Origin of the sequence: Novacetimonas hansenii JCM 7643 (assembly GCF_000964405.1) — a bacterium.
In the GTDB taxonomy this organism is placed as follows: Bacteria; Pseudomonadota; Alphaproteobacteria; order Acetobacterales; family Acetobacteraceae; genus Novacetimonas; species Novacetimonas hansenii.
This window is the reverse complement of the sequence record NZ_BANE01000079.1, coordinates 23916-32584: the sequence shown is the minus strand read 5'-3', so window position 1 is coordinate 32584 and position 8669 is coordinate 23916. Positions and strand designations below refer to the sequence as shown.

Below are 8669 nucleotides of genomic sequence, written 5' to 3'. Positions count from 1 at the left end.
CTTGTCGATGACGCCACCGTCATGATCGAGAATATCGACGCCCACCTAGAGATGGGAAAGGAACTGGAAACCGCCATCATTGATGCGGCGAACCAGATCGTCATCCCGACCTTTGTCGCCACCACCTGCATCTGCATTGTATGGCTGCCCCTGTTCGCGCTGAGTGGCGTTGCAGGATGGCTGTTCATGCCAATGGCCGAAGCCATCATCTTTGCCATGATCGCGTCGTTCATCCTGTCACGCACGCTGGTGCCGACCATGGCGAAATACCTTCTGGCGGGCCATAGCGTCGCGGGACATGGGGATTCACACCATTGCGAACCCCAGCATCACAAGCTGCAATATCCCCGCCGCCTGCCCGAACGTTTCCAGCAGGCGTTCGAACGGGGGTTCAACACCTTCCGGGAGCGGTATTCCCTTCTCCTGCAATGGGCGATCGGGCGCAGGCGGATGTTTGTCGGCACGTTCCTGGGCATTTCCGTCGTTTCGATGGGGCTGTATCTGACCGCCGGGCGGGATTTTTTTCCCGAGACGAAATCAGGCACGATCCAGATGCATATGCGTGCGCCGCTTGGCACCCGTATTGAGGTTGCAGGGCGTGAGGCATCGTTGGTGGAAGACCGCATCAACCAGCTTTTCCCCAACCGTGTGGACACTATGATCGAAAATTGTGGCCTGCCCGAAGGTGCGCATAATCAGGCCTTCATCCCCACACCGACCATCGGCACGCAGGATTGTGACATCACCATCGCCCTGAAGGACGAGGAAACGCCCGTGTGGGACTATCGCGCCATCCTGCGGCGCGACCTGTCGGCGCGCTTTCCCGGCACGGTCTTCACGTTCCAGCCTGCGGACCTTACGGCACGCATCCTGAACTTTGGCTCCCCCGCGCCGATCGACGTGCAGATTTCAGGGCCTGACCTGCGTGATAATTATGAATATGCCCGCCACCTGGTAAATGAATTGCGCAAGGTGCCCGGAACCGCCGACGTGGTGATCCAGCAGACGATGAAAACACCGACATTGTTTGTGCAGGGTAACCGTACCTTTGGTCAGGCGACCGGCATGACCGAAGCAGACCTGGCGAATAATGAACTGATGACCCTGTCAGGCAGCCAGACGGTGGACCCGCAATACTGGCTGGACCCGAAGACCGGGATTACTTTCCCGCTGAATGTCTATGTCTCTCAGGACCAGTTGACGCATTTCAGCAACCTCATGACCATCCCGGTGGACAAGGGGGATGGCGATCCGCAGGGTCGGCACATGCAGCTTCTGGGCGGGATCAGCAATGTCACCGCCACCGGCACGCCGGGACAGGTGTCGCATTTCAACTCCATGCCGGAAGTCGATATCTATGTCTCGGCCGAAGGCGCCGACCTGGGGCAGGTGACATCAGGCGTGCAACGCGTCCTGCGCCAGACGGCACACATGGTTCCCTCCACCGCTGCCGTGGTGATCCGGGGACAGACCGAAACGATGCGCAATTCCTATAACGAACTGATCTTCGGTCTGGTGGTGTCTGTCCTCCTGATCTACCTGCTGATCGTCGTGAACTTTCAGTCATGGCTTGACCCGTTCATCATCATCACCGCCCTGCCCGGCGCGCTTGCCGGTATCGCATGGGCGCTGTTCCTGACCCATACGCGCCTGTCGGTACCCGCATTGACGGGGGCCATCATGTGCATGGGCACAGCCACGGCCAATTCGATCCTTGTCGTCTCCTTTGCCCGCGAACGGATCGAGGAACATGGTGACGCCCTGCGCGCAGCGGTGGAGGCGGGATATGGCCGCATCCGTCCGGTCCTGATGACCGCATTGGCGATGGTGATCGGCATGGTCCCCATGGCCATGAGCAATTCGCAGAACGCACCACTGGGCCGTGCCGTCATCGGTGGCCTGCTGGTGGCAACGGTTTCCACCTTGCTGTTCGTGCCGTGTGTTTACGCAATCCTGCACAATCGTCCGTCCCGCAGCCGGGGGGAAACAAAGTGATGTCGATCCGGAAATCGCAAAAAATACTGCTGGTGTCGGGGGCTGTCGCCGTCATGGGATGGTGCGGATACCTTGTGGCCGAACGTGTCCACCATGCAGCCTCCCTGCGTAGGGAGGCCCAGATGGCCGCCATTCCCAACGTGATGGTGATCTCCCCCCATACCGAGGCACATCATGTCAGCCTCGAACTGCCTGGAACGGTGGAGGCATGGTACCAGGCCCCGATCTATCCGCAGGTGTCGGGATATGTGCGCATGTGGTACAAGGATTACGGCGCACGCGTCGCCGCCGGTGACGTACTGGCTGAAATCAATACGCCCGGCCTCGATGCACAGTTCGCACAGGCCCAGGCTGACCTGCAATCGTCACAGGCCAAATACGACCTTGCCGTCGTCACGGCACAGCGCTGGCGGCTGATGGGGAAATCACAGGCCGTATCGGGACAGTCGGTGTCCGTGCAGGACGCGAATGAAAAATCGGCCGCGGCCGACCTTGAGGCCGCGCGCCATAACCTCGATCGCTATGCCGCGCTTGAACGTTTCAAGGTGATTGTCGCCCCCTTTGACGGGGTGGTGACGGAACGTGACATCAATGTCGGGGATTACGTGCACGAAGGTGGCGGCAACCTCAACGCCAATGGCGGGGCCAGCGAATTGTTCAGTGTGGCGGACACCCACCAGATGCGCCTGTTTGTCTCCATCCCCGAAAACATGTCCTACATCCTGCAACCCGGTCTGCATGCAAGCGTGCGCGTCCCGCAATTTCCCGATCGCGTGTTCGAAGGGCAATTCCTGACCGTATCGGGGGGATATGATCCCGATACAAGGACAAGCGTCAGTGAATTCGTGATTGATAATAAGGACCATGCCCTGTGGCCCGGCACCTTTGCCGCAGTGACGCTGAGCGCACCGGAACAGTCCGGCCACCTTGCCATCCCCACCGGCGCGTTGGTGTTTCAGGAACATGGCATGCAGGTTGCGGTGGTGGATGACCACGATATCGCGCATTTCCATGACATCACGGTGGGCCGTATGGGGGATGGGGCCACACAGGTGCTTTCTGGCCTGTCGGCGCAGGACCGGATCATCGACAACCCACCCGCCGACCTGCTGGAGGGGGAGAAGGTCCATGTCTCCGCACCCGCCGCAGGATACAGCAATGATGTCTCTGAAAAGGACGATGAATGATGAAATCAGGTCTTCGTCGTTGCACGGCCATGCGTGGGGTCGGTCTTGCATCCATGCTGATGCTGGCGGGATGTGACCTTGCCCCCGCCTATCACGCGCCACATTACGTGATCCCCACCACATGGCAGGGGCAGGCCCCCTTTGCACCGGCGCATCCGATGGATGACAGCGTCAGGGCGGAATGGTGGAAAGCATTTACGGACCCCCGCCTGGATGAGCTGGAGGCCGAGGCCACAGCCCATAATGGGAACCTGCAGGCCGCGGCGGAACGTTTCCTGCAGGCGCGTTCCGTCGTCAGCGAGGCGCGTTCCGACCTGTTGCCCCATTTCGGGCTTGCCTTTGGTGGCAGCAATAACAAGAGCTCGGCCGAACGATTGTTCCGGTACAAAGGGCCGATCACGGATTCTGACGAATTCTATGGCGGCATGGCCTCGTGGGAGCCGGATTTCTGGTCATCCATCCGCAACCGTGTCCGCCTGCAAAAGGATTATGCACAGGAACAGGCCGCCGAATATGCGTCCGCCCGCCTCAGCTTGCAGGCGGAACTTGCCAGCGATTATTTCACCCTGCGCGGTCTCGACGCGCAGGCAAACATCTATACCCAGTCGATCAGGTATTATGAGGACTCGCTACGTGTGACGCGCACGCGTCTGCAGGATCAGGCCGCCTCGCGGCTTGACGTGGCGCGTGCGGAAAACCAGCTCTACACCACACAGGCGCACCTGCTCGACATACAGGCGCAGCGTGAGGTGATGGAACATGCCATCGCCGTGCTGGTCAATGTCGCGCCGTCTTCGTTCCATCTTGCCCCCGACAGCCACCTGAACACGAACCGCGTCGCACTTTCACCCGGGGTGCCGTCGGAGCTGCTGGAACGTCGTCCCGATATCGCCATGGCCGAACGCCAGATGGCACAGGCCAACCGGGCCATCGGCATCGCACGTGCGGCCTTCTATCCACATGTCTCTTTCCGGATGGATGGCGGTTTTGACGATAATGGCTTCAACCTCGCCAACCTTGCCAACAGCATGTGGACCTATGGCGCCACGGTTACGTTGCCCATTTTCGAAGGGGGCCTGCGACGCGCACAATTGCAACAGAGCTGGTCGGCCTACCGCGAGACGCGCGACCATTATCGCATGACGGTGCTGACGGCGTTTCGTGATGTGGAGGACGGACTTTCACGCACAAAACGGCTGGATGATGAAAATGCACGCCTGCGCGCGGCGGTAGGTGCCGCAAGCCAGACACAGGATATCACGATGAACTTGTACAAGGGCGGGTTGGCCGCATATCTCGACGTGTTGATCGCGCAGGTCAGTACATTGGAGGCGCGTATCCAGCAGGTGGAGGTCCAGACACGCTATCTCCAGGCGCAGGTCGGGCTGATCCGGGCCTGTGGCGGGGGATGGAATGCATCACTGCTGCCGGCGTCGAACCGGCTGTCGTCTGTCGGAGCGTTGCAATATTCCGGTCTGCACCCGGCACAACCTGTCGGCGATGTTCCTGTGCCGCGCACCAAGGGCGAAGACCCCGAAGATAACCTGACCGGCCCCAAGCTGTCGGCCCTGTCAGTAAGATAGGGCTACCGCAAGGTAGCCCACCCGCACGGTGGGATTGCACAGGAAAGGGTCATAGCTTTTATTATTTATACAAAACATACATACGCGACATATGTATGTTTTGTAAAATATATCCATATCGTGCGGGTTTTATGCTAGTTTGAGGCACCTATCTCTTAACAGGTGCTCTTGTGATTCTGTTTTTATCTGGCCTGATTTCTCTGGTTCTTCTGGTCGCACTCAATATTTTTATTTCACTATCGGAAATATCATTCGCTGCGGCGCGTGATGTCCGTCTCCGCTCACGCGCGGATGCGGGCGATGAACGCGCCGCAGCCTTCCTGCGTCTGCGCCGCAACAGCGGACAGGTCATGACGGTACTGCAGATATGCCTCAACGGTGTGGGGGTACTGGGCGGTATCATCAGTTCGGAAATGCTCGCCCCATCCCTGACCCATGGGCTTATGACATGGGGACTGGGCGAAGCCACGGCCCAGACACTGTCCGCGACGGTGGGGTTTTTCATGGTGACAGGCATGTTCGTGCTTTTTGCCGACCTGATCCCCAAACGTATCGCAATGAACGCCCCGGACAAGGTTGCGCTTGCTGTCGGATGGTTTCCGGCGATGGCGCTGAAACTGTTTTTTCCCCTTGTCTGGATCTTTTCCAAGATGTCGGATGCGATCCTGCGGGCGCTGAAGATTCCGGCGGCATCGGCGGTGGAACCGGTCACGCCAGAGGATTTGCGTGCGATCCTTGCGGCGGGCACAGCCTCAGGGGTCCTGCTGGAGCAGGAACACCAGATGATCCAGAACGTGCTGGGGTTACAGGACCGCTCCATCACATCAGCCATGACGCCACGCGATGAAATTGTATTCCTTGACCTGCAGGAAAGCGTCGAGGCGCAGAAAGCCAAGGTACGGGCAAAGCCATATTCGCGTTATCCGCTATGTGATGGCGGGCTGGATAATGTCGTGGGGTCCATCCGGGCAGAAGACGTGCTGGCGGCTGTGGTGGATCGCCCCCCTGCCCCCGCCACGCCGTCACCGGGCACGTCTGCGGGTGACAGGGCGGTTTTTGAGGTGCGACGTGATGTCCTGTCGGTGCCTGAGACGATCAACCTGTGGGATACACTGGCGCAGTTCGACACGCATGGGGTCGGGTTTGCACTGGTTGTCAATGAATATGGGCTTGTCGTCGGCCTTATCACATTCAAGGACATCATGGGCGCGTTGATGGGGGGAGTGGCAAATCCGTTCGAGGAACAGTTGATCGTCCGACGTGATGCCAATTCCTGGCTGATAGATGGTGCGGCCTCGATCGAGGATGTGCGACGTGACCTTGAGGTCATGGACCTTGACGAAGCCGGGCCGTTCGACACCATTGGCGGGTTTGTCATGCACCGGCTGCGTCGCATGGCGCGCAAGGCCGACCGCGTGGATACTGCACGCTTCCGCTTTGAAGTGGTCGATGTGGAGGGGTTTCGCATTAACCAGCTGCTTGTCACCCGCCTCCAGAACTGAACGGTTCTGGCGCTGCCTTGTCTGGACAAGACAGCGCCAGGAGAGACCTTATCGTTATTGGATCAGTTTGAAACAGCCTCCAGCGTCGTGGCATGTTTTTGCACGATTGGGGGAACACGGATCAGGTAGTCAAACGCAGAAAGCGCAGCCTTTGCCCCATCCCCGATCGCAATGACGATCTGCTTGTAGGGGGTTGTCGTGGCATCACCCGCCGCGAATATGCCGGGGATCGAGGTCGCACCATGATCGTTGACGACAATTTCCCCAAAATCGGTCAACTGTATCGTGCCCTTCAGCCAGCCGGTATTGGGCAGCAGGCCGATCTGCACAAATACGCCCTCAAGGTCGATCTGGTGGTCCGTGCCATCGCCCCCGCGATAGGTCAGGCCTGTGACGTTCTTTCCATTTCCTTCGATCCGGGTGGTCAGGGCCTCCGTCAGAACCGTCACATTGGTCATGCTGTGCAGTTTGTCTTGCAGCACCTTGTCCGCCTTCAGGTGCGATCCGCGTTGCAGCAGCGTGACATGCGCGACAATGCCCGCAAGGTCGATCGCAGCCTCGACACCGCTGTTTCCGCCCCCCGCGACGGCAACACGCTTGCCCTTGTAGAACGGGCCGTCACAATGCGGGCAATAGGCCACGCCTTTGTTGCGGTATTCCTCCTCGCCCGGCACGCCCAGATGGCGCCAGTGCGCACCGGTGGCGATAATGACCGTGCGGGAATGCAGGATGGCCCCACTTTCCAACGCCACACCATGCAGCCCCCCTGGTTGTGCCGTAGGAAACAGTTCACTGGCGCGCTGCGATGAAATCACATCGACATCGTACTGCCGGACATGCGCCTCCAGCGCGGCAGAGAGTTTCGGACCGTCCGTTTCCTGGACTGAAATAAAGTTCTCGATCCCGTCCGTATCCATCACCTGACCGCCGAAACGCTCTGCCACGATGCCGGTACGTAATCCCTTGCGCGCGGCATAGACAGCAGCAGCAGCCCCAGCAGGGCCACTACCAATAATCAGCACGTCAAAGGGGGGGATATCCTTGAGCTTTTCCGCCGCGCGACGCGGGGCGTCCGCATCCAGCTTTGCAAGGATCTGTTCCACATCGGCGCGCCCGGTCTCGAACGCTTCGCCATTAAGGTAGACCTGTGGCACGGACATGATGTTGCGTGCGGCAACCTCGTCCTGGAACAATGCACCATCAATCGTGGTATTATGGATGTTGGGATTTATCACGCTCATGGCATTAAGCGCCTGCACCACGTCCGGGCAGTTCTGGCATGACAGCGAGACATAGGTCTCGAACGTGTATTTTCCCGGCAGGGCACGGATCTGCGCGATCACGTCATCAGAAAATTTGGGCGCACGCCCGGCCACCTGCAACAGCGCCAGTACGAAGGATGTGAATTCGTGCCCCATCGGGATGGCCGCAAAGGTCACACCCGCAATGGTATTTCCTGCCGCCGCATCGGCGCGACGGATGACGAAGGAGGGACGTCGCGTGGCCACGCCCTGTTCAGAAACCTGCACCTTGTCGGAAAGGGCGGCGACTTCATGCAGAAGCTCATGCATCTCATGCGATGGTGCGCTGTCATCAAGCGAGGCTTCCAGCACGACCGGATGGGACAGATTCGCCAGATACCCCTTGAGCTGTGCCTTGATGGTGTCCTGCAACATGGAAAGAACTCCGCTTTTTCCGAAAAGGTGGGGAATGGTCCGGCCCGCAAAGGGGCCGGACCACGAACCTGCGATCAGATCTTGCCGACGAGGTCCAGCGACGGGGTCAGGGTCGCACTGCCTTCCTTCCACTTCGCCGGGCAGACTTCGCCCGGGTGGGAGGCGACATACTGCGCGGCCTCGATCTTGCTGAGGAGTTCGGTGGCGCTGCGACCAACGCCGCCTGCCGTGATCTCAATATACTGGATCTTGCCTTCGGGATCGATCAGGAAGGTGCCACGGTCGGCAAGGCCCGCTTCCTCGATCAGAACGTCGAAGTTACGTGCGATATGCCCGGTCGGGTCGCCGATCATCACATATTTGATCTTGCTGATGGCCGGCGAGGTATCATGCCATGCCTTGTGCGTGAAATGCTTGTCAGTGGAGACCGAATAGATTTCCACACCCAGCTTCTGGAACGCGGCATAGTTGTCGGCCAGATCTTCAAGCTCTGTCGGGCAGACAAACGTGAAGTCTGCCGGGTAGAAGAAGAAGACAGACCATTTGCCCTTCACGTCGGCATCGGTCACGGTAATGAACTTGCCATTGTGGAAGGCATCAGCCTTGAAAGGCTTCAGGGGCGAATTGATGCGTGCCATGTAAAATGCTCCTCACTTTTTCGCTTGTCATTGATGACAGGCCTGTTGTCCCACGAACACGGATGACGCGGAAACTGTTTGTTCTGAT

Annotated in this window: 6 protein-coding genes; 4 read left to right on the top strand and 2 right to left on the bottom strand. The window is 59.1% G+C overall.

Annotated elements, in window-relative coordinates; all coding sequences use genetic code 11:
- The 4 genes from B7G66_RS06605 to B7G66_RS06590 all read left to right on the top strand — a co-directional run.
- Nucleotides 1–1995: efflux RND transporter permease subunit (locus tag B7G66_RS06605; RefSeq protein WP_048858938.1), on the top strand; the 1995-nt coding region annotated here is incomplete at its 5' end.
- Nucleotides 1995–3182 carry an efflux RND transporter periplasmic adaptor subunit gene (locus B7G66_RS06600; RefSeq protein ID WP_003619776.1) on the top strand — a complete coding sequence of 396 codons (1188 nt, stop codon included), beginning with the start codon at nucleotides 1995–1997 and terminating at the stop codon, nucleotides 3180–3182. The genes B7G66_RS06605 and B7G66_RS06600, both read left to right, overlap by 1 nt.
- A complete protein-coding gene (locus B7G66_RS06595; RefSeq protein ID WP_003619773.1) occupies nucleotides 3182–4765 on the top strand; it encodes an efflux transporter outer membrane subunit in 1584 nt (527 codons plus the stop codon). Before B7G66_RS06600 ends, B7G66_RS06595 begins: the two co-directional genes overlap by 1 nt.
- A 170-nt stretch (nucleotides 4766–4935) precedes the next feature.
- Nucleotides 4936–6267: a hemolysin family protein gene (locus B7G66_RS06590; RefSeq protein ID WP_003619771.1), complete on the top strand. Its 1332-nt coding sequence runs from the start codon at nucleotides 4936–4938 to the stop codon at nucleotides 6265–6267.
- Nucleotides 6268–6329: 62 nt separating this feature from the next.
- On the opposite strand, the gene ahpF is transcribed toward B7G66_RS06590, so the two are convergent.
- Nucleotides 6330–7943, bottom strand: coding sequence for an alkyl hydroperoxide reductase subunit F (gene ahpF, locus B7G66_RS06585; protein ID WP_003619770.1), 1614 nt, complete (start codon nucleotides 7941–7943; stop codon nucleotides 6330–6332).
- 74 nt (nucleotides 7944–8017) lie between these two features.
- Nucleotides 8018–8581 (bottom strand): alkyl hydroperoxide reductase subunit C, encoded by a 564-nt coding sequence (gene ahpC / locus B7G66_RS06580; RefSeq protein ID WP_003619768.1) that lies wholly within the window; start codon nucleotides 8579–8581, stop codon nucleotides 8018–8020.
- Nucleotides 8582–8669 lie beyond the last annotated feature (88 nt).